This is a genomic window from Psychrobacter faecalis (assembly GCF_016107575.1).
Lineage (GTDB): Bacteria > Pseudomonadota > Gammaproteobacteria > Pseudomonadales > Moraxellaceae > Psychrobacter > Psychrobacter faecalis.
The window spans coordinates 24,442-46,569 of the sequence record NZ_JABAST010000012.1 but is presented as its reverse complement, the minus strand read 5'-3'; the positions used below and the strand labels follow the sequence as shown (position 1 = coordinate 46,569).

Annotated in this window: 20 protein-coding genes; 9 read left to right on the top strand and 11 right to left on the bottom strand. The window is 43.6% G+C overall.

Annotation, left to right across the window (positions count from 1 at the left end; all coding sequences use genetic code 11):
• Positions 1–16: 16 nt before the first annotated feature.
• Together JFC07_RS05735 and JFC07_RS05730 are read right to left on the bottom strand one after the other, a co-directional pair.
• Positions 17–295 (bottom strand): type B 50S ribosomal protein L31, encoded by a 279-nt coding sequence (locus JFC07_RS05735; RefSeq protein ID WP_068405148.1) that lies wholly within the window; start codon positions 293–295, stop codon positions 17–19.
• Positions 296–672: 377 nt separating this feature from the next.
• Positions 673–1,107 carry a COG4315 family predicted lipoprotein gene (locus tag JFC07_RS05730; protein WP_068405150.1) on the bottom strand — a complete coding sequence of 145 codons (435 nt, stop codon included), beginning with the start codon at positions 1,105–1,107 and terminating at the stop codon, positions 673–675.
• Positions 1,108–1,704: 597 nt separating this feature from the next.
• On the opposite strand from JFC07_RS05730, the gene JFC07_RS05725 reads away from it, so the two are divergent.
• Positions 1,705–3,252: an FAD-dependent oxidoreductase gene (locus JFC07_RS05725; RefSeq protein WP_198328619.1), complete on the top strand. Its 1,548-nt coding sequence runs from the start codon at positions 1,705–1,707 to the stop codon at positions 3,250–3,252.
• Between the two features lie 102 nt (positions 3,253–3,354).
• Here JFC07_RS05725 and JFC07_RS05720 read toward each other — a convergent pair whose 3' ends face one another.
• Complete coding sequence (locus tag JFC07_RS05720) at positions 3,355–4,032, bottom strand: LOG family protein (RefSeq protein WP_198328617.1); 678 nt, start codon at positions 4,030–4,032, stop codon at positions 3,355–3,357.
• A gap of 450 nt (positions 4,033–4,482) precedes the next feature.
• Here JFC07_RS05720 and JFC07_RS05715 point away from each other — a divergent pair, with 450 nt between their 5' ends.
• Positions 4,483–5,373: an alpha/beta hydrolase family protein gene (locus JFC07_RS05715; protein ID WP_198328615.1), complete on the top strand. Its 891-nt coding sequence runs from the start codon at positions 4,483–4,485 to the stop codon at positions 5,371–5,373.
• A gap of 51 nt (positions 5,374–5,424) precedes the next feature.
• Here the strand turns inward: JFC07_RS05715 and JFC07_RS05710 are convergent, their stop codons facing one another.
• Positions 5,425–6,114, bottom strand: a complete 690-nt coding sequence (locus JFC07_RS05710; protein ID WP_198328613.1) for a putative quorum-sensing-regulated virulence factor — start codon at positions 6,112–6,114, stop codon at positions 5,425–5,427.
• Positions 6,115–6,310: 196 nt separating this feature from the next.
• Between JFC07_RS05710 and JFC07_RS05705 the strand changes: the two genes are divergently transcribed.
• Positions 6,311–6,919 carry a M23 family metallopeptidase gene (locus JFC07_RS05705; RefSeq protein WP_198328611.1) on the top strand — a complete coding sequence of 203 codons (609 nt, stop codon included), beginning with the start codon at positions 6,311–6,313 and terminating at the stop codon, positions 6,917–6,919.
• A 48-nt stretch (positions 6,920–6,967) separates the two neighbouring features.
• Here the strand turns inward: JFC07_RS05705 and dtd are convergent, their stop codons facing one another.
• The gene (gene dtd, locus JFC07_RS05700) at positions 6,968–7,420 is read right to left on the bottom strand and encodes a D-aminoacyl-tRNA deacylase (RefSeq protein ID WP_198328609.1); all 453 of its coding nucleotides are present in this window, start codon (positions 7,418–7,420) and stop codon (positions 6,968–6,970) included.
• Between the two features lie 128 nt (positions 7,421–7,548).
• Here dtd and asd point away from each other — a divergent pair, with 128 nt between their 5' ends.
• The gene (asd, locus tag JFC07_RS05695) at positions 7,549–8,382 is read left to right on the top strand and encodes an archaetidylserine decarboxylase (protein WP_144297787.1); all 834 of its coding nucleotides are present in this window, start codon (positions 7,549–7,551) and stop codon (positions 8,380–8,382) included.
• 87 nt (positions 8,383–8,469) lie between these two features.
• Here the strand turns inward: asd and JFC07_RS05690 are convergent, their stop codons facing one another.
• The 5 genes from JFC07_RS05690 to fadB all read right to left on the bottom strand — a co-directional run bounded on the left by JFC07_RS05690 (position 8,470) and on the right by fadB (position 14,363).
• A complete protein-coding gene (locus JFC07_RS05690) occupies positions 8,470–9,075 on the bottom strand; it encodes a DUF1287 domain-containing protein (protein ID WP_198328606.1) in 606 nt (201 codons plus the stop codon).
• Positions 9,076–9,178: 103 nt separating this feature from the next.
• Entirely contained in the window at positions 9,179–9,823 is a 645-nt protein-coding gene (locus JFC07_RS05685) for an HD domain-containing protein (RefSeq protein ID WP_198328604.1), read from the bottom strand.
• Between the two features lie 240 nt (positions 9,824–10,063).
• Positions 10,064–10,639: an isochorismatase family protein gene (locus JFC07_RS05680; RefSeq protein WP_191691966.1), complete on the bottom strand. Its 576-nt coding sequence runs from the start codon at positions 10,637–10,639 to the stop codon at positions 10,064–10,066.
• A 247-nt stretch (positions 10,640–10,886) separates the two neighbouring features.
• On the bottom strand, positions 10,887–12,059 hold the full coding sequence (gene fadA / locus JFC07_RS05675) for an acetyl-CoA C-acyltransferase FadA (RefSeq protein WP_198328602.1): 1,173 nt from the start codon (positions 12,057–12,059) through the stop codon (positions 10,887–10,889).
• A 144-nt stretch (positions 12,060–12,203) separates the two neighbouring features.
• A complete protein-coding gene (gene fadB / locus JFC07_RS05670; protein WP_198328592.1) occupies positions 12,204–14,363 on the bottom strand; it encodes a fatty acid oxidation complex subunit alpha FadB in 2,160 nt (719 codons plus the stop codon).
• Between the two features lie 702 nt (positions 14,364–15,065).
• Here fadB and JFC07_RS05665 point away from each other — a divergent pair.
• Genes JFC07_RS05665 through JFC07_RS05655 form a run of 3 tightly spaced genes read left to right on the top strand, consistent with a single transcriptional unit; the run spans position 15,066 to position 18,118 of the window.
• Positions 15,066–16,202 carry a polyprenyl synthetase family protein gene (locus JFC07_RS05665; RefSeq protein WP_390625424.1) on the top strand — a complete coding sequence of 379 codons (1,137 nt, stop codon included), beginning with the start codon at positions 15,066–15,068 and terminating at the stop codon, positions 16,200–16,202.
• A gap of 40 nt (positions 16,203–16,242) precedes the next feature.
• Positions 16,243–17,061 (top strand): DUF72 domain-containing protein, encoded by an 819-nt coding sequence (locus JFC07_RS05660; RefSeq protein WP_068407767.1) that lies wholly within the window; start codon positions 16,243–16,245, stop codon positions 17,059–17,061.
• A 34-nt stretch (positions 17,062–17,095) separates the two neighbouring features.
• Positions 17,096–18,118, top strand: coding sequence for a hypothetical protein (locus tag JFC07_RS05655; protein WP_198328584.1), 1,023 nt, complete (start codon positions 17,096–17,098; stop codon positions 18,116–18,118).
• A gap of 78 nt (positions 18,119–18,196) precedes the next feature.
• Here the strand turns inward: JFC07_RS05655 and JFC07_RS05650 are convergent, their stop codons facing one another.
• Positions 18,197–18,826 (bottom strand): superoxide dismutase SodB, encoded by a 630-nt coding sequence (locus JFC07_RS05650; protein ID WP_068407772.1) that lies wholly within the window; start codon positions 18,824–18,826, stop codon positions 18,197–18,199.
• A gap of 452 nt (positions 18,827–19,278) precedes the next feature.
• Here JFC07_RS05650 and rdgB point away from each other — a divergent pair, with 452 nt between their 5' ends.
• Together rdgB and tig are read left to right on the top strand one after the other, a co-directional pair.
• Positions 19,279–19,923, top strand: a complete 645-nt coding sequence (gene rdgB / locus JFC07_RS05645) for an RdgB/HAM1 family non-canonical purine NTP pyrophosphatase (RefSeq protein ID WP_376779306.1) — start codon at positions 19,279–19,281, stop codon at positions 19,921–19,923.
• 404 nt (positions 19,924–20,327) lie between these two features.
• Positions 20,328–21,665: a trigger factor gene (tig, locus tag JFC07_RS05640; protein WP_198328582.1), complete on the top strand. Its 1,338-nt coding sequence runs from the start codon at positions 20,328–20,330 to the stop codon at positions 21,663–21,665.
• The last annotated feature ends 463 nt before the right edge of the window (positions 21,666–22,128 follow it).

Below are 22,128 nucleotides of genomic sequence, written 5' to 3'. Positions count from 1 at the left end.
ACACCATAAGTATAAATTATTCAGCAGAATCAGCCGCTTTCTTACTACGGCCACCAAACGCACCAAAGCGTTTGTTGAAGCTTGCAACACGGCCTTCAGTAGAGGTTTTACGTTGTTCGCCAGTATAGAATGGATGCGACGCACTTGAAATATCAAGTGGGTAGTATGGGTATTCTTTACCTTCGTATTCACGAGTGGCTTTGGTGTTAACGGTTGAGCGAGTTAAGAAAAACACGTCAGCGTTGGTGTCATGGAACAAAACTTCTTGGTAATTAGGATGGATATCTTTACGCATAATAAACTCTCTATGTCCGATGTATGGAAAGCACTTTTGCTTAATGGCATTTTGACTATCAAGCACGCTCACATACGTAACTGAGGCACTAAGGACATCTATCAGTCTGGCAATTACGTCACTGGCTTATTCCAGCACCCAACACCACACCGCTGCTCACTTAGCCTTTCCCCAGCGGGAAAATCAAACCGCGATTTTAACGGTTTTTGCTACTCGATGCAAGCCGCTTCTACGATAAAACCATGCCATGAACTCGACTTAACGCCATTATGCTGAGTCAAAAAACCACATAAATAATCATAAAAAAGCAGCCACGCTAGCTGCCTTTTTTATGGAAAACTTATTTTTGGAAAACTTATTTTTGGAAAAATGGAAACTTATTTGGTTTTTACGATATGCCAAACGCCAAGTTTGTTGTCGCCATCTTTATCGCCAACCTTGGTATCATTGGCATAAAAGTATAACGGTTTACCATTCATCGCCCATTGATATTTGCCATCTTCACGTTTAAAGGCGGCAAACTGTCCTGACGCTTTGGCATTACTTGGTGCCAAAAACGCTGGCCAAGCAACCAGACAAGCTGAGCCACATTCTGATTTATTCATAGAATCTTTATCAAAGGTATATAAGGTCATATGATTGGTTGCATCGACCAACATACCGTTTTTACTGGCAACTGGAGCGGTATTTTTAGTGGTCGCTTGCACCTCATGCATGCCAGAATCATCCTTGCCCAGCATATTGTTAAACGTAGAACAGCCGCTAAGCGCCAATGCACCAGAAATGACAGATAACATAAGTATATGTTTCATAATAACGTCCTTGTTAATAGTGGTTTTTTAAATTGCTTCTTTTATATGGTTTCTTGTGGTCTGCAATCCTATACCTTAAAGCAAAAAACGGCTTAAAGCTGACCATAAGTATTTTTACTATAGCACAGACATAAAATCAGTTATTTCTCGCATCATATAAATTTACAAAAGCACATAAAGTTTACAAATTAAATAAAGTTTGCTCTTCAATTTTTTAAAAATGCTTTTACAAAGCTGTGTTTTAGTCGCTCCTTGTTTGCCGTCCTTTGACAAAACTTATGCATCTACTTACGTTTTTGCCATGCTAATTTGAGTAATTTTTTCGTAGAATAAGACACCTATATTAAGAATTACTACACAATGAGAAATATGACTATGGCGGTTTAAAATGACTGTTGAACTTAGGGTTCGCTGTACGCATATCGGTAGCCTTGCATGAAAAAACATACGCATTAGAAAAACACGTTATTTAACATATAAGCACGGCGAATATAAAAAACTTAAGAAAAGAAACTTAGCAACGAACTATTTCACAAAGACGCCGAGCCATTCCTACTAACTGAATATAGGAATGCGACTAAGGATATAACAACGACAATGACTCATTCTGTTATGAACAATCAAGCGCCTGCTAGCAAACGGGTTGGTATTCTCGGTGGTGGTACAGCGGGGGCAACTATCGCGATTCGCCTTGCGGCATTAGGCCTTGAGACGTATTTATTTGAAAAAAACACCTCGCTGATTGATGGGCCGCCGATGTGTCATTTGCATGCGGGCGGCAATCTATATCGTGAAATACCTGATGAAGATTGCGTTGCCCTGCTCAAACAATGCATCGATATTCTGCGCCTTTATCCTTATACCATTGATGTACGCCCGACGGTATTTGCGGTGCCAACACGCGATGAAGGTTTGCCTGAGGATTTATTGCCACGCTTAGACATCTTAACCGACGCTTATCGAGAGCTTATCGCCGAAGATGCTAATAATAAAGTACTCGGCGAACCTGAAAACTACTATCAGCTCTACAGCCATGAGCAACTGATTGCCTTATCTGAGCGCGAGCAAGTCGCGGTGCCGCGCGCGGTTGATGAATGGATGATACCAGTTGCTAAGTATTTGGATTTAAACAAGGTTAAATTTCCGCTAATTGTCGTACAAGAATATGGCTGGAATATCTTCCGTTTGGCAGCGTCTGCACAATTGGCATTAGAAGGCTATGAGCACGCGCACGTGTTTACCGATACGCAGGTGAAGCAAGTGATGCCAGTCAATTGTGAAAACTGCTCAAATGCTGACCATCATGTGACCAGATGGCGCATTGATTATCAACAAGCAGCGCGCTCTGATACTGAAACCGAATTTGAAGCCAAAACGGATTCTATCGAAGTTGATTACTTAATCAACGCTTGTGGTTTTCGTACTGGCATCATCGATGATATGGTCGGGGTCAAAGTCACGCGTATGGTCGAGTTTAAATCCTCTTATATCACTTATTGGGACGATACGGGCGGGCAAATACCAGAAATCATCGTCTATGGTGAGCGCGGCACCCCTGAGGGCATGGCGCAACTAACGCCCTACCCTGATGGTTATTTTCAGATACATGGCATGAGTAAATTTATCACCTTATTTGATGATGGTTTGGTTGCTTCTAACAAAAATAGCGCGCAACCGAAATTGCCATCGCAATACCTGCATTATATCGAGGACGGTTGGGATAAAGCGCCGCTGCAAGCGCGCAGCCAGCAAGCCATTGATTACGTGGCTGAATTCGTCCCAACCTTTCATAGCGCGCGTACAGTTGGCAATGCGCTCTATGGCGGGCAGCAAATACCGGGGCAAGACGATACGCTGCGCGTTGCCGATGTGAGCTTATACTCTAATATTCGCTATGCGCGGGCAGAAAACGTCAAAGCCTCATCGACGCTGATTGCTGCTGATCAAATCGTTGATGAATTGACGACGCTTGGTTTGGTTGATTTTGAGGCACCAGAAAACCGTCAGCGTTATGCGCATGAATGGGCGTATTTGGCACAAAATGATAGCGTGGCGATTGATAAAGTCGCGCGTCATTTGGCGCAAGAGCGCGGCTTTCCATTGGCAATGGCGGGCGTAAATCATGGTATTCATGAGACTAATTAAAATGATTTAAATGTTAATAAAGTCAAAGCAAAAAAGAGAGTAAGGCTTAATGTTAGCCTTGCTCTCTTTTTTATATTTAGTTATTGATAAAGATAACCGCTGCTAGTTTCCCGCCATTTTCTCGGTATCAACGGCGTCATCTATTTTTACGACGGTTTTTAGCATGGCAATCGCCTCGTCAATGGTATTACAAACGACCAAACGCTCAAGGTCTTGTTGCTTCATAAAGCCTTGCTCAGCGGTATATTGTAAATGTTCAATCATACAGTCATAAAAACCATTAATATTAAGAATAATCATCGGTTTTTCGTGCTGATATAGCTGACGCCAGGTGGCGATTTCCATGATTTCTTCTAGCGTCCCAAGCCCGCCCGGCAAGGTAATAAAGGCATCGGCATACTCTGCCATCACCGTTTTACGGGTGTGCATGGTATCGGTCAAATGCAGGCGGGTCAGCTGCTCATGGGCAATTTCGTGCTTGAGCATAAAGGTTGGAATCACACCAACCGCTTGCGCGCCACCTCGGATGACCTCATCAGCGACTGCGCCCATCAGCCCGATGCTCGCTCCGCCGTAGACCAAACCCATGCCATTATCGGCAAGCGCACTACCAAGCTCACGCGCTGCCTGCTCATAAACGTCATTATTGCCCAAACGCGAGCCACAATAAACCGCGACCAGCGGCATGGTGAGCGCTGATTTATCCACAGCTTTTTCAATATTGGTAATGTCTTGACTGGTAATAACTTCATAGGTGTCATTGTTAATTTTCATTTGCATAGAGTTTCCTTAATTTTATATACATTGTTCTTATTAAATACTTAGCTATTAAAACACGTTTATTCATGCATAGTAGTTTATTGATATGTGTTATTTGGTCAAAATACATACTGCTTAATCGATAATAATTAAAATATTGCTGAAAAATAGCGCTCAAAATATACAACGTCGAGCTTGCTCATAGAACTTAGAAGTCATTTTCGCCTACCTTCCTCACTAAGATTTATTTTACCATAAGCAGTGTTACTGCAAAGTCATCATGCGGTTATCGCCAGCTAGGCTATAAAGTAAGCAACCAATCACGGCTTAATGACTGCACGCTTAATATTGATTATTAAACGCTGGTTTTTAAACGCTGAGCGCCTAGCAAGCGTTTTTATTGACCCAAAATACTGATTGATAAAAAAACTTTTACTCATAAAAATGACAAAAATACATGAAGGTTAAACCATGGAAAATCCGCACAATCAAACAGATATTTATACCCTAAGCATCATGACTGAGCGCAATCGAGCATTGGCAGCGACCGTTTATCGTCCTACAGACGAGGTGAAAGCCGCGGTTATGATCGCGCCGGCTACTGGTATAAAACGCCAGTTCTATCATAATTTTGCCACTTATTTAGCAGCCAGTGGCTTTGGGGTCTTAACCTTTGATAACGAAGGTATCGGCGAATCACTTAGCACCGATTTGGCAAAATGTGATGCTTCTTTAATCAGTTGGGGGCGTCATGACATGCCAGCCGTCCTTGATGCCTTACAAGACGAATTTACTGATGCCACTTATCATTTAATTGGACATAGCGCTGGCGGTCAGCTGATTGGTCTGATGCCAAATTATAAGGCGCTTACCTCAGTATTTAACGTCGCTTGTTCATCAGGGCAAATTAAAAATATGGACATGCCTTATAAGCTCAAAGCGATGGGTTTTATGGACGCCTTTATCCCGCTCACCAACTTAACGCTAGGCTATACGCCAGCGGATAAAATCGGCATGGGAGAGCCACTACCACGCGGCGTCGCTCGTCAATGGCGCGAGTGGTGCAATGGCGCAGGCTATATTAAAACCGCTTTTGGTAAAAGTATTCATACCCATTTTTACGATGAGATTGATATGCCTGCGTTGTGGCTCGGCTTTAGCGATGATGAGATTGCCAATAGCAAAAATATCGATGATATGATTCGCGTCTTCAGCAAAATGCCAGTCGAAAAATACTATTTTGACCCCGAAGAATTTGGCTTAAACAGTATCGGTCATATGCGCTATTTTAGCAGCAAAACCAATGCTAAAGCCCCGCAGCTTTGGCAAATGGCAGTCGATTGGCTAGCCAAGCAGCAATAAGTTTTGTTTAGGGCAGTCGTTTAAGCGCAGGCCTTTCAAGCGCAAGTCTATTTAGTCTTGCGTGATTTTTGCTGCTTGTTCTGCTTGCACACGCTTGGTCAACGCAGAATACAGCGACGGCTGCATATTATGAATGTTGCCTAGCATCCATTTTACGTAGCTAATTGGCACGTCTTTAATCGGCATGCCTTTATGTTTACCAAAGGGCATTTTGCTCAGTGGATTGGCTTTATTGGCGATAGCGTGTGCTGCGGCAAAATCTGTCGGCGCAATTGCTAGGCGCTCGCAGCAGGCCTGATACAGCAGATAACACATGCGCGCATCACCCAGCGCATCATGAGCGGCAATCGTCATTTTACCTGCCTCGCCTTTACCTAATAATTGCTCGATACATTTCGATTGCCCATAAGCGCTCCATTCTGGAAAGGCCACGCGCGCCAGCCGCACCGTACATATCAGCTTGGCGGACGGACTACCAATCACCCGCCAATCAAAGCGCACATTATGGCCAATCAAGTACTGCGGCAACTCAAATTGCCCAAGCTCAAAGCGCTCAAGACCGGCGACATCGTCATCGGTGATACCATGGATTCTAATCACGACGGGCGATATCGAGCGTCCACTATTAAAGTATTTCATCCACTCAAATCCTGTCGCTACATTGATCGTCGCCACTTGAATCGGACGCGGATCACGGCCTTGGTCGGTTTCGGTATCGATAATCAGCGCAATGTCGGTCATAAAGATTTGGCCATCGTTATTTAAAAATAGGTAGCAATAACAGTTTTCTACATAGACCTAAAAAACAGGTTAGCTTTAAAAGCAACAATGTATTTATGGGGATAAAAGCTAAAGATAACAATGGCATACAAACAATAGAAACGTTAACTCTTATACTACCCATTAGAGTTAACTCAAAAAAAATAAAGAGATATCAATGCTAGCAGATGGCAATAATCCGCAGCCAAGCCCAAGTAAAAAGCCAAACCTTTTACGCCGTGTACTAAGTGTATTCATCAAGGCGGCGGTGTTACTGATGCTGTTATTTGTCTTTGACAAGCTCTTACCGAGTATCAGCAAGCAAACTCAGTCGTTTGTACTGGCAAAATGGCAACAGCTCAGTTTATTACAACAAGAATTACCGACAGAAAATAGCTTACCTAGCCCACTGCCCGAACGACACTTAACGGATACATGGGGCGCTGCGCGTAGCCAAGGTCGTTCTCACGAAGGCATAGATATATTTGCCAAGCGAGGTACGCCGATACAAGCAACGACGCAAGGCATCGTTAGCAAAGTTGGCGAAAACAGCTTAGGCGGGCGCGTGGTGGTCATCATTGGCCCGGGCGGCGCTGGACATTATTATGCCCATTTAGAGGATTATGCCGATATCAGCCCGAACGACTGGGTCAATGCTGGCGATATCATCGGTTACGTCGGCGACAGCGGAAATGCCAAAGGTACGCCGCCGCACGTCCATTATGGGATTTATATCAATGGCAGCGCGGTCAACCCTTATCCACTTTTGCAAAAGCCTGATAGCTAGCGTTTGAATTTTTGGCCTTTAAAACCTGACCCTTTTAAAAATAAGACCTTAAACTTCCAATATAAAATTTAACGGCCCATCGTTGATACTCGCCACTTGCATATCAGCGCCAAACTCACCAGTTGCTACATGGGGATGTTGGGTTTTGGCATAAGTAATTAGTTGTTCGAACAATACCTCTGCAGCATCGGGTGCCATCGCCCCGCCAAAGTCAGGACGGCGACCTTTATCGGTTTTTGCCATTAAGGTAAATTGTGACACCAGTAATAAACCGCCGCCTACCTGCTGGACATTTTTATCCAATTTACCAAACTTAGCAGGCTCATCGTCATTCTCAAAAATGCGATAAGTGAGGATTTTATCAATCATACGCTGCGCACTTTGCAAGTTATCCTCATGACCCAAGCCAATATAAGCCAAGACTCCATGCTCAATCGCACCAACGCAGTGCGCATCGACAGTGACGCTGGCGCGCTCCACCCTTTGTATCAGTGCTCTCATTTACAGCCTTCCTTATTTATAAATCGCTTACAGTTTATGGTCATACAATCATACCCTGACCATGATAAAATACCGCCATTAACTTGCCTATTAATAATTACATCGAACCCTATTTTGGTAACCTTATTATGAATTTATTTGCCACCCTTCAACAATTTGTACCGCAGCAGCAGCTGAGTAAAGTCGCTGGACGTCTAGCAGCCAGCCGCCACCCTTATGTCAAGCGTGCGTTTATTCGTAGCTTTGCCAAAGCTTACAATGTCAGCTTAGACGAATACGAGCGCCAAAGTTTCAATGCTTATGAAAGCTTTAATGACTTTTTTACCCGTGAGCTAAAAGACGACGCGCGTCTCATCGATAGCCGCGCAAATGGAATTGTTAGCCCTGCTGATGGTGTTATCTCGCAATTAGGGCAAATCCGCGACCATAAATTACTGCAAGCCAAAGGTCGTCATTATGACATCGGTCAACTACTCGCTGATAGCGAAGATGGCAGTTATTTTGCTGATGGTAGCTTTGCCACCGTGTATCTTGCGCCGAGTAACTATCACCGCGTGCACATGCCATTTGCGGGTACCTTGACCAAGACTCGTTATATACCGGGTACCCTATTTTCTGTCAATAATGTCACGGCGGCAAACGTGCCGGATTTATTTGCCCGTAATGAGCGTTTGGTCTGTTTATTTGACACAGAGTACGGCAAAGCGGCGGTGGTCATGGTTGGAGCGATGATTGTCGCTGGTATCGAAACCGTCGCGACGGGAAAAATCAGCCGCACTGAGGATATCCAAGAAATGGTTCACAATATGAGCTTTGCCAAAGGCGATGAGCTTGGACGCTTTTATTTAGGCTCAACGGCGATTGTCGTTCTACCAAAAGGCGCAAAAGCCGATTGGCAAGACAGCTTACAAGCCAACAGTATGGTAAAAATGGGACAGCTATTGGGTGTTGCGAATAAATAGCAGTTGTATAAAGACCCTAAAAACCTCTACGTATAAGCCTAGTTAAGCCACTCAGCTTAGCTAGGTTTTTTATTAGACGCATTCAATCTAATACCGAAAGTGCTTGTGAATAGGATACGCAAATAAGATGTTTTCTTCTTGCGTTCCGCGTCCGATGTTATGAATAATCAACGGCGAGCCATCAGCGGCGACTTTATTAGAAACGATGCCCATATGCGGTAAATTGCCGTTTGGCAACCGCCACGTCACTATATCACCGGCTTGAAAGCTAGATTTATCAGTGGTAGATAATGTTTGACCATGACGGGCAAAAAACACCTCAAGATTCGGCACACGGCGATGATCGATATTTTTATCGGTTGATTTTAGTCCCCACGTCTTTGGATAGGCCGACCAATTGGACTTCATATCGTGATTGACCAATTGCTGTAAATCGATATTTTGCAGGCGGTATGCCCGTACGACAACATCGGTACAAACGCCGGTTTCTATCGGTACATCGCCACGCGGAAAATCCAGCTGACGATAGGTAGGGTCATAGCTGGTGGTCACACCTATCTGTTTTTTGGCATCATAGGCCAATTTATCGCCCTTACCAACAGACTCGGTCGCCTGCGCCAATTGCGCTAAACTTAGTACGCCAAGAAAAACCAGTGATTTCGCGAATGTTTTATAAGTACCAGCTATTTTCATGTGACCGTCTCTTTGCGTGATTGTCCCTAATATAAAGGCTTTAGTGCAGGAAGATAATGAGTAATTTGTAAACAGCTGACAGGCAAAAAAAACTTTTAACCACTTATCTATCAATCAGCCAGCCTTGCTCGGTCGCATACTCAACCTGTTCCAATAGCCATTGATGAATACTCGGAAAGCTGTCTTTAATAAATCTTAGGACGCCAGTCACTTGCGAGCGTGTCACCTCATGATCACTCCATGTTTTCCCGCCCGTATTTAAATTTAACAAAAATGGCAAAATTCGATCAATCACTCTCAGCAGCTCAGCCTCTTTGCTCCTGCCCGTTTCTTGCGCTTCCCAAATCTCACTTAAGTTTTTGATACCATTGCCGCGCTCAGCTCGTAATCGAGCGATGCCCTCGCGCTCTCCAGCGTGAGCGTCAGCTCTACTATTGGCAAATAAAAATGTATCACCGGCATCAACTTCTCCCAAGTCATGTATTAATGCCATCTTCAGCAATTTTTCATGATTAACATCAATCTCAAACTGTTCAGCAATTGACCAACAAGCCATCGCCAAATGCCAAGAGTGCTCGGCGGAATTCTCCAACCGATTTGTTTTCGTCACATAACTGCACCGATTGACGCGTTTTAGCGCATCCAACTCTAATAAAAAATGCGTTACATCGTCAATATCAATATTTGCAGCAGTCGCAGGGTCGGTCAACGGTGTATGGTTGACACCATTAGAATAGGGTAACGTCATGATTCTCTCTAAATAACTGATAAATTTGAGCGCTGTCTTTTCACGCAAAGGCAGATATTATAGTAAATATTTAAGCACTGCGGCATTGATAGCCGTTATAAAAACCGTAAACAACTTGCTTCAATATAATTTTTCGATAAAAAAATAGCGCCGATAGTATTGAGCGCTATTTTATTTTTGAGAGTTATTAAGAAACTATTTTTAATAATTAAATTTGCTTAAGCATGATGCTTAATTAGGCTACTTAATCAAATTACTAATGGTTTTAAACGCTGGGTCTTTACTGCTGCGGCATAATTCAAACAGAATGGATTCTACCGTGCTAATGACCCCACCAGCGCGGCGAATACGGCGAATCGCTTGCTTTTTATCATAAGGAAAGCGTGAGCCGACCGCATCACCAATAATCACGGGCTGCATACCATTATCGAGTAAATCAAGCGCTGTTTGCATCACGCAAACATGCGCCTCTACCCCAAACAATAAAACGATACTACGATTTTGCTGGGCTAAATAATGCCACGAATCATCGTTATCGCAGGCGCTAAACGTCACTTTCTCAAAGCTTTTGGCATTGTCACCTTCTAATACATCGCGTATTTCAGGCAAGGTATCGCCAAGTCCCTTTTTATACTGCTCATTGAGCATGATAGGAATATCGAGCGCTTGCAAACCCTTAATCAGAGTGACGGTTTTTTTGACGATATTTTCGTGGTCATAGATATGTGGCGTCAAGCGTTCTTGAATATCGATAATCATCGCTTGGGTATTTTCGCGGGCGATACGATAAGTGCGATCGGTAATCATGGTAGACATAGTACACTCCTTGTACGACTGACCTTATTATTAAAGGCTATGTTAGATTTATCATGGGTGTTTTCGTTATTGTTCTTATTCTTATTTAGTCATAGTTTGCTAAGCGGGTCAATGAAGATAAATCTTATTAACAATTATGAACAGGATATTATAAAACCAGTTTTTAATTGACCAACACAAAAACCCCTAGTCTTCATGACTAGGGGTTTTTTTAAAGATATAAAACTAAAAAGATTTATTAAAACGCTTAAACACGCTCAATTACAGTCGCGATACCTTGACCTAGACCGATACACATAGTGGCAAGACCGATTTCAGTATCCATTTGCTCCATAGCGTTTAGCAAAGTAACTGTGATACGAGCACCAGAACAACCGAGTGGATGACCTAGGGCAATTGCGCCACCATTGACGTTGATGATGTCTTGCTTGTCGGTCAAGTTCAAGGCTTTAAGTACCGATAGTGCTTGAGCTGCAAACGCTTCGTTAAGCTCGATGGTTTGCATATCATCGATGCTCATGCCAGCGCGTTTTAGGGCTTTTTGGGTCGCAGGAACTGGACCATAACCCATTATAGCCGCATCACAACCAGCAACTGCCATGCTGCGAATACGCGCACGTGGTTTTAGACCCAAATCTTTGGCTTTTTGCGCGCTCATGACGAGCATCGCTGACGCACCGTCAGATAGAGCTGATGAAGTTGCTGCAGTGACTGTACCGCCTTTTGGATCAAAGGCTGGACGTAGCTTTTGCATTTGCTCCATCGTAGCGTCTGGGCGAATCACTTCGTCGACGGTACATAGTTGCAAACGACCGGCGGCATCATGCCCTTCGATACCGATGATTTCATTGTCAAAACGACCTTCTGTGGTGGCAGCCCATGCACGGCGATGCGACTCAAGACCAAAGGCGTCTTGCTCTTCGCGGCTGACGTTATTCATACGGCCCAGCATTTCAGCGGTCAAGCCCATCATGTTTGATGCTTTTGCATAATGTTTTGAAGCTTCAGGGTTTAAGTCAACGCCATGCATCATGCCAACGTGACCCATATGCTCAACACCACCGATGATGAATACTTCACCTTGGTTGGTCATAATTTGCGCAGCAGCTGTGTGTAGCGCCTGCATAGATGAGCCGCATAGACGGTTCACCGTTTGGCCGCCAGCAGTCTTTGGAATATCAGCTAGCAAGCCGATATTACGACCGATGTTTAAACCTTGCTCTAAAGTCTGGTTTACACAGCCCCAGATGATGTCTTCAACGTCACGTGGGTCAAAGTCGTTACGCTCAACCAAGGCACGAACCAATTCAGCAGAAATGCTATCAGCGCGAACGTGGCGGAACATACCGTTTTTAGATTTACCCATTGCTGAGCGTACGCCATCTACGATGACCACGTCTTTTGGACTTAAAGTTGTCATACTATCTTCCTTTTCAATTTTTATTGTCAGTGGCAGTACCACAATGCTCGTCATATTTTATGTAAAAGATTATTCATAATAAATAAATCATCAACAACCTTATCGAGCATGGGTACGGCACTTCATCCTAGTAATGACCGACCATTACGCAGTGGCGTAAAAAGTCTCGCCTGCGGCTGCCATATCGCGAATCTTTTGCGGCGCTTCATAGGCTTTGCCAAGGTGCGCATATTTTTCGCATAGTGCCAAGTAGTTATCTAGACCCATTTGGTCGATATAACGGCAAGGGCCACCGCGGAATGGCGGGAAACCAACGCCCATAATCATCGCCATATCGGCTTCAGATGGCGTGCTGACGATGTTGTCTTCTAGGCAGCGAACCGTTTCATTACAGAACGCCAGCATAGTGCGGTCGATGATGGTTTGATCATCAAAGGTTTGCTTGTCGCTATCCGTGGTCGCTTTTAATAGCTCATAAGTCGCTTCGTCAGCCACTTTCTTTGGCTTACCGCGCTTATCAGTCTCATATTTATAGAAACCAACGCCGTTTTTCTGACCTAAGCGTTTGTTTTCATATAGATGCTCGATAGCACCTTTATAATCAGGCTTCATGCGATCAGGGAAACCTTCTGCCATCACTTCTGCGCCGTGTACGCCCGTATCTAAACCAACCACGTCGATTAGATAAGCAGGACCCATTGGCCAGCCGAATTTTTCCATGACTTTATCGACATGAGCAAAATCCGCACCTTGCTTAAGCAGCAAATCAAAGGCACCAAAGTATGGGAACAATACACGGTTTACTAAGAATCCTGGGCAGTCATTGACCACAACTGGCACTTTACCCATTTTAGACGCTAGCGCAACCGTAGTCGCAATCGCTTCTTCTGATGATTTTTCACCGCGGATAACTTCAACGAGTGGCATACGATGTACTGGGTTAAAGAAATGCATACCAACGAAGTTTTCTGGACGCGCAAGTGCTTCTGCTAAATAAGTAATAGAAATTGTTGAGGTGTTTGACGCTAAGATACAATCGTCTTTAACCAAACCTTCAACTTCTTTTAGTACCGCACGCTTGACGTTTGGATTTTCTACGACTGCTTCGATAACGATATCAGTTTCAGCAAAATCACCATAGTTCAAAGTTGGACGGATACGGCTTAAGGTTTCACCCATTTTCGCTGGGGTCATCTTTTTGCGTTCGACCATTTTGCCAAGTAGCTTGCTGGCTTCGCCCATACCAAGGTCTAATTGCTCAGACTTGATATCTTTCATGATGATTGGCAAGCCTTTGCTGGCTGCCTGATACGCGATACCGCCGCCCATGATACCGGCGCCTAGTACGGCCGCTTCAGTGATTTCATGTGCTTTTTTGCTGTGCTGCTTGGCAAGTTTTTTCACCAATTGATCGTTTAAGAACAGACCGACCAGGCTTTCTGCTTGTGGGGTTTTCGCCGCTTTGGCAAAACCAGTGGCTTCGACTTCGATTGCTTTATCACGTGGCAAATTGACGTGCTTCTCAATCGTTTCGATAGCGATTGCTGGCGCTGGGTACTGCTTAGGATTGGCTTTGGCAAAGATCATACCTTTGGCACTGTTAAACGCCATCGCTTGCTCAAGCTGGTTTAGCTTTACAGGATTCAGCTTCTCTTCACGCTTCGCTTGCCAATCAAGCTCACCTGAGATACATTTTTTGACTAGGTCAATGGCGGCATCTTGCAAGTCATCGGCAGGCACGGTTGCGTCAACTAAGCCTAATTTTAGCGCATCAAGTGGTTTTTTTGGCGTACCAGTGGCAATTAGCTCAAGGGCATTGTCGATACCAATCACACGCGTACTACGCACCGTACCACCAAAACCTGGGAAGATACCGAGTTGGGTTTCTGGTAGACCGATAATGGCTTTGTCACTCATGACACGGTATTCACAAACCAAGGTCATCTCACAACCACCACCAAGCGCGGCGCCATTGATGGCCGCTACTTTTGGAAATGGCAGGTCTTCAAAACGGTTGAAAGCGTCATTGATATTAATGACCCAATCTTTGATTTCGTTTTCTGGATTCTTAAATGAACCGACGAATTCTGTGATGTCCGCACCAGCGATAAATACGCCTTTGCTTGAGGTGACGATTAAGCCTTTCACGTCATCCGCTTTTTCTAGCGCTGTCACAACTTCAGCAAATTGCTTATTGGTTTCAGCATCAAACTTGTTCACGCTCTCATTTTCGGCGTTGTATTGCATGTTGGCGATGCCATCCTCTAGCATTGTCACCGTAATGCGATTTCCTTGGTATACCATTTGAAACTCCTTGCTATATAACGAAAGCTACGTTTTAAAATTAAAAGCTTTAAAATTAAAGGTCATAGTCAGTTATTGTTAGTAAAACGAGTAATAACACTGCCAACATACTGCTTTAAAAGTCAGTATATGAGCAGTGCAGATGTCTTTATTATCCAGCGCTCATGTTTGTATTCATTTTTTGCAACGCTATCAGGCAATAGCAAATATGAATACGGCGCTTCATTTATATACGTTTGTTACCGGTACTGATGTTATAAACACTGACTGAACATTGAGATGATGAGTCACTTAACTCAGGCTAAAAACCTATGTGCTAAGTGCCAGACCATTTTCACGCCAATTAGTGTAGGGGATTATGCCCCCGACTGTCACAAGCTAATACCATACTCGCAAGTCACTCTTAAGTCGACACCAACCCTTTACCTTGCGGCCAAGGTGCTTTAGGTGTCCGCCTGTATACTGAGATTTAAGATAGGAATTAGCCTTTATTATCAAAACACATCTAACTGCCAAGTTAAATCAATAATAGGTAACAAGGGTTTGTTGCATTATTACGCCTATTCAACGGGCTTTTTTACGCCAGTTTTTAACATTAAACCGCCAAAAATGCGTCATTGATAATACTCGTAGCATAAGGAATATAATCTATCATGCTACACTAGCGCTATTTTTATTATTCACCTGATTAATGGTTGGATTATGACTGTTTCCCCTGCTTCTACTTCTATGCCAAGCCCTATGTCTTCAACAACGGCTTCAAACACTGTTTCAACAACGGTGCCTTTTGCGAGCTTTAATAATAATACTGAACAATTTCATAGCGCCGTGCGCACGCAACTGGCGCAAGATATCGAGATGCTGTTTGCTTACGCTGAGCTGCCAAGTCCGCTGCTTGATGCCTGCCGTTATGTGATGACAGGTACTGGTAAATTGGTACGGCCGTTATTGGTCGCCAGTGCCTTTGATAGTGTCAATCAAAGCAATGCGAATGACGATATTAATAGGGCTGATGAATATGTCGATAAAAGCACTGATAAAGAAGCTAAGCAAATTCAGCAAAATAGCGATTTAGAATCACTACTAGAAAACGACTCCGATTACGATATGGCGCGCCGTGCAGCATTGGCGGTAGAGCTGTTGCATACTTATTCACTGGTGCATGATGACCTGCCTTGTATGGACGATGATGAGCTGCGCCGTGGTCAGCCAACTGCCCATATCGTCTTTGCAGAATCGACCGCCCTGCTCGCCGGTGACGTGCTACAGACGCTCGCCTTTGAGATACTGACCGCAGAGCTGCCAACTTTTGCGCCATATGACTCTGCTATCGCAAGCCAGCTTATCGCGATATTTGCGCCGCGCGCCAGACGCATGGTTTCTGGGCAAATGCTCGACCTCAATGCCGAAGCCAGCACTGGCATTTCACAAGATGATTTAGAAGCCATCCACCGTGATAAAACCGGTGCATTGATTGAAGCGGCGATGCTCATGGGCGGTATCTGTGCAGGTGCGACGGCGCCGCAGCGTATTGCCCTACAAGAGTGCGCGCAGCATATTGGTCTGGCTTTTCAAGTCCAAGACGATATCTTAGATGTGACCACCAGCACCGATACCCTTGGCAAACCTGCTGGCAGTGATGAAAAGTTAGACAAATCTACCTATGTGAAACTGATGGGCGTCGAGCAAGCGACCCGCTATGCGCAATCGCTATTTAATGACGGCCGCGCAGCTATTATCCGCGAGTTAAGCAGCCGTGAGCTGAGTGGTAAAAAAGACAGTGCAGACACTAACGCCTTATTGGCATTAATCGAATGGCTATGGTCACGTAAAAAATAAGCTCAGCAATAAACATTAAAAACGATAAAGAGTGGTCAACATGGATAGTACCCCTACTCAGCGTATCTACCTCGGCACTGGCGGCTATAGCGATACCGATCTGCTTGGTACGCTGTACCCAACCGGCACCAAAAAAACTGACTTCTTACGCGAATACGCCAAGCAATATGGCGCGGTTGAGATTAACAGTACCTTCTATGCGCCCATCGGGCAAAAAGCCTTTGCTGGTATGGTTGATAAAGCCTACGTACAAGCGGATAGTGAGTTGAAGTTCGCAGTCAAACTGCATCAAGACTTTACCCATGCGCGTAAAGGCACAAGCGAGCATGCGCAAGCTTTTATCACTGCGCTCACGCCCCTTATCGAAGCGGATGCGCTTGCACCATTACTGCTGCAATTTCCGCACGGCTTTGATCGCACCCGTGAGCATCGGCTTTATCTTGCCAATTTGGTCAGTTGGTTTAAAGACTATCCGCTAGCGATTGAGTTTCGTCATAATGGCTGGCATACGCCGCAAGTGGTCGATAGCTTTGTCGAGCAAGGTTTGATTTGGTGTAGCGTCGATTATCCCAAGGTCAGCGGCCTACCGCCGTCACGACTGATATTTACCGAGCGCACTGGCTATCTGCGCATGCATGGTAATAATACGGGCTGGTGGGATGCGATGAGCGCTAGCGATCGGCATGATTATCGCTATACCGAAGCTGAAATGCAGGACTGGGCACAAGCGATTGCCAATCAGCGTCAGCATTTTGATACGCTGTATATCTTCTTTCAAAACACCGTCAATGCGCATGCGTATTATAATATTGCGATGTTAAGGGAAGCGTTGAGTAAGTTTGGGTTTGAGGTGCTTTAATAGAAAAATCATTGCTGCTTGGAGTAAGCAAATCATGCAACCATCAATAGAAATGACTGATAAATTTATCTTAGCAATTAATAATGTTTTAAAGTCAAAAGGTGACATGACACCTATGATTGAAGTTACTTCACAGCTGAAGCTAGTTAATTTAGATTACTGGGAACGCCTCATACGTGAGGAAGTAGCAAAATACTTAGTATCACAACCAAAGTGGGAAAGCTTGTCAAAAGCTATCAAATCACTATTTATTGAGCAAGCATCTTGGCTAGGACTGGTCAGTTGGGACGGCTACGAACGCGAAAAAAGTCTAAAATTATTGTCAGAGAGCGCCCCTAATGCTTTTTTTCTTATATTAATTGCTCGCAGATTAAATGATTGGGTTCCAGAAGTTCGTGTGGCTGCCAAAAAAGCTTTTATCTTAGTCAGCCGCAAAACTGACTCTAAAATTATTGCAGAAGCTTTGATAACCATTTTATCAAATTGGAATTCATGGGGTCGTATAGGACAAGAAAATAGAAATGTCATTTTAAATACTGCTTTAAGAAAAGATGTCACCTTATCATTGACAAATAATTTAATCACATTTGCGTCAGGAGCCATTCCTAGTTTATTGTCCCAACTTGGTCAGCTGCCTATTTTTGATGATTACCTCAATGAAATTGCTCATAATGCCATCCAGCCTTACGTAAGAGCTAAAGCGTTTCGTAGTTTGTTTGAAGCCCGAATGACATGGATTAGTGGTTATGAATGGAAGTGGATTGATAAAGCTTATGGCAGAAGAAAATTAATACCTGTTATTGCTGAACGAAAAATTGATGTGCATATATCTCTAATCGAATTGCTTAATAGATCAGCGTTTGACCGATCTTCAATTGTTCGCAGCGTATCAGCAGAATTTCTTATTATAAATCTTGACCGCCTAAAACAAGATGAAGTTAAATTCTTTGCAGAGAAGTTTGCTTTGGATAAATCCAATGCAGTATCAGAACGAGGTCAATTTGTAATTAAGAAATTAAATGAAAAAGTTTACCAAAGTCCGACTAAGTTTTTATAGGAGCAAAACCAAAAAAAGGACGCCTCTCAGCGTCCTTTTCCTACTTATAAAGTAAATCAAATACTTAGTGGTTAAAGATTACTCTTCAACACCAGCATCTTGACCTTTATATTTTGCGTTTGCGTAGTCCCAGTTCACTAGCTTGTCTAGGAAGGTATCCACATAGTCAGGACGACGGTTACGATAATCGATGTAGTAAGCATGTTCCCATACGTCACAAGTCAATACAGCGACTTGGTCATGCGCCAATGGGTTATCAGCATTACCAGTTTTAGCGATTGATAGTTTACCACCAACTTTATCAGCCACTAGCCAAGCCCAACCAGAACCAAACTGTGAAGTTGCTGCGTTTTTGAACTCTTCACGGAATTTGTCATAGCTACCAAAATCTTCTTCGATTTTCGCTTTCAAATCACCAGTAGGTTCGCCGCCACCATTGTCAGGCGTCATACAGTTCCAATAGAACGTATGGTTCCATACTTGCGCTGCTTGGTTAAACATGGTTTTTTTGCTGTCATCTTTCGCAGTCGCTTTGATGATTTCTGGTAATGTTTTGTCTTCTAGACCAGAACCCGGTAGCAATTCATTTAGCTTGTTTACATAAGCGGCATGATGCTTGTCATGATGGTACTCTAGCGTCTCAGCACTGATATGTGGCTCGAGCGCATCTTTTGCATAAGGTAAGTCTGGTAAAGTAATATTTGACATAATTATTTTATCCTTGCTGGTTTAGCCATTAGTATTAGGTATAGCTTAAATCAACGCTATAAATTATCGGACTAAATTGGCTTAGTTTATTGTTAGTGAAAGTCATTACTCAATATGCTAAGCATATTGCGGTAAACCTAAAAGGCTTGCATGCTAAAATTATCTTAAGCGCGCATCACTTAGTAATTAATGTACTTATAAATATACAATGGGCAAAAACCATGATGAATATTTATAAGAATTATTAATTAAAAGTTCACAAGCTATAAGATATAATTCACTGTAGCTTATCGCCTATTATAGCAAGAGTGGTGACAAATATCAGTTACCAAATGTTATGAATCAACGATTCGTTATGCTAATTGGTAATTTAGCTCATGCTAGCCTAGAATATAGCAGTATTAGTGAATCAATGACGGACAAAAAATATGACCCAAGCCAGCAGCGCAAACCTGACTCTACAAGAGCATTTAACGCAAACAAAGCTCGCCAATCAATGGGTGCTTGCCAGTAATAATAAAGGCAAACTTGCGGAGTTTAAACGCTTATTTGCAGCGGCAGATTTGGCTGTGACGATTGTCCCGCAAGGTCAGCTTAATATCGAAGACGCGATTGAGGACGGTTTGAGCTTCGTTGAGAACGCTATTATCAAAGCGCGGCATGCCAGCCGCGCAAGTGGCCTACCGACGATTGCGGATGATTCAGGACTTTGTGTGCCCGTATTGGGCAACGCGCCCGGTATCTATTCTGCCCGCTATGCTGGCGAGCATGGCAATGACGCCAAAAACAACGCCAAGCTTATCGCTGACTTGCAGCCTATTCGTGCAGCCAAGCCAGATACCCCTATTAAAGGCGTGTTTGTGTGTATGCTCGCTATGGTACGTCATGCCGATGACCCGCTACCGATTATCGCTCAAGGTTTATGGCACGGCGAGATTTTAGACGCGCCGCATGGTGATGGCGGTTTTGGTTACGATCCGCTGTTTTGGTTGCCAGAGTTGCAAGCGACGGCGGCAAGTCTCAGCGCTGCGGACAAAAACAGCATCAGTCATCGTGGTCAGGCCATTGAGCAGTTATTGGCGCAATTGCCGTTATAAGCGTATTCGATAATAAAGTGTATTTGATGATAATAAGCGGGCAGATTACGGCAAAGCTAAGCTTATAAATCACTGACGGGGCAATTAAACAGATAATTTTTACTTTGATAAACAGATAGATTATACTGTTCTACTTTTAAAATTTTGTTGAAAGCCGTTATTTGTCTGTATAATTGCGCAAAAAGCGTTATTATGCGGGCGATTAGCAGTTAATATTGATATCTGAGAGCGTTTATTTAGAATAAAGCGTTTCATATTTTTGTGCCGTCAGCGATTGCTACGCTCACAGATTGCGAAATCGCGCGCTAGCAATATCCCCTATTTATTCCAACGGCAACCAGTAGCACACGCGTATTTTGCAGCCTGGTTGTCTATTTCTATTTAATCCTAAAGGTGTAACGAATATGGCTACAGATTTACAAGTCACAACCAACAAGCTGTCTAACAAAGAAACTCAGCTAACGGTTAAAGTACCCGTTGAAAAAATTCAAAACAAAGTTGAAGGCCGCATCAGTCAAGTGGCGAAAACCGCCAAGATTGACGGTTTCCGTAAAGGTAAAGTACCGATGTCGCATATCCGTTCACAGTACGGTGCTGGCATTCAGCAAGAAGTCATCAACGATGTGATCCGTGATACTGTATTTGAAGCGATCAAATCTGAAGACATCCGTGCTGTTGGTATGCCAAACATCGACGACGTAAAACTTGAAGACGACTTCTTGGTTTATCAAGCGACTGTTGAAATCTTCCCAGAAATCGACGTCCAAGGTATCGATGAAATCGAAGTTGAGCGCCACACTGCAACCGTCAGCGACGAAGACGTTGACACCATGATCGAAAACCTACAAAAGCAGCGTCAAGAGTTCGTTGAGAAAAAAGGTAAAGCGGCCAAAGACAACCAAGTGACCTTTGACTTTGAAGGTTCAATCGACGGCGAAAAATTCGAAGGCGGCTCTGCTGAAGACTTCAAACTGGTTATCGGTAGCAATCAGATGATTCCAGGCTTTGAAGATGGCATCAAAGGCATGAAAGCGGGCGAAGAAAAAGTCATCGACGTCACCTTCCCAGAAGATTACCAAGCTGAAAACTTGGCTGGTAAAGAAGCACAATTTAAAATCAGCGTAAAATTGGTTGAAAAATCAAAACTTCCTGAAATCGACGACGAGTTCTTAGAGCTATTCGGCGTGAAAGAAGGCGGCGTTGAGAAATTAAAAGAAGACGTGCGTAAAAACATGGAACGCGAAATCAAAAATGCCGCGCGTAGCCAAGTAAAACAAGCGACCTTTGACGCACTATTAGAAAAGAACGAGTTTGACGTACCAAACGCTATGCTAGAGCAAGAAATCGATCGTCAACGCAACATGATGATGCAACGTTTTTCTCAGCAGTTCGGCGCCAACGCTGATAGCTTCGATAAAGACATGCTGCCAAATGAGCTGTTTGAAGAGCAAGCGCTACGTGCTGCCCGTCTTGGCATCATCGTTGCTCGTGTTATCGACACCAAAGGCTTAGAAGTCGACCAAGAACGTGTTGAAAGCTTTATCAAAGAAGCCGCTGAAAACTACGAAGACCCAGCGGAAGTCATCGAGTACTACACCAATGACAAGCAGCAACGCGCTAACATTGAGTCAGTAGTGCTAGAAGACCAAGTGGTTGATTATTTAATCGAGCAAGGCCAAGTAACGGACAAAGAAGTGAGCTATCAAGACCTATTAGCCGCTCAGCAGCAACAAGCCATGTAATCATGTGATCTAGCGCTTTGCCAGTCAGTACTAACTGGTTTAATACCTAGCATAAACAAAAATGCCCTGACACCTTTGTTAGGGCATTTTTATTGCCCGTTTATAAACTACTGTCTTAATATAGTGAGTGAAAAGTAATATTGATACATCACACACTGCTGATATCAATTTTTCTTGCTTGCTGTGCCTGCGCAGACAGAGGCTAAAAAAAATTGATATCAGCAATACCGTAGCGTGTTTAGAATATTTTGAATATAGCATTTTTTATAAACAGATTATTCATGCTGCCCTTGATAAGTGCGCACAGACGCCTTATTAATAGGGAGTCGTTTATCATTTGTCACATTAAAGCGTTATTATTGCTGTGATAAAAAAGTTACCATTGGCTCACTTATTTCTAGCGGCGACCAATATTTATTAGCCACTATTTTAGCAGGCAGAGCCAATCTGCTTGATTGAGTAT